Here is a 300-nt window from a genome sequence, read left to right as displayed (position 1 = left end):
AATGTAGAGGTTGTTGAGCAAACGAATTATGATCTGGACTTGATTGTGATGCCAGATGAGCTTTTCCGCATCATGTTTAGATACAACGCGAATGTATATGATCGGTCTACGATCGAGCGGATGCGGGGACATGTACTGCATGTCATCGAGCAAATTATCGATAATCCACATATCCGTGTGAATGAGCTGGAATTGGTGACACCAGAAGAACAGGCACAGATCATTCAGGTGTGGGGAGATACGGCGGCAGATTATCCGCAAGATCAGACGTTAAGTTCACTGTTCGAGCAGCAGGTAGCG

The 300-nt window shown here is 46.3% G+C and carries 1 protein-coding gene; it reads left to right on the top strand.

What is annotated here, in order from left to right:
• Positions 1–300: condensation domain-containing protein (locus G9G53_RS25900; protein ID WP_165150906.1), on the top strand; the 300-nt coding region annotated here is incomplete at both ends.

Origin of the sequence: Paenibacillus sp. EKM206P (assembly GCF_011066155.1) — a bacterium.
In the GTDB taxonomy this organism is placed as follows: Bacteria; Bacillota; Bacilli; order Paenibacillales; family Paenibacillaceae; genus Paenibacillus; species Paenibacillus polymyxa_D.
This window is presented reverse-complemented; position numbering and strand designations above follow the sequence as displayed.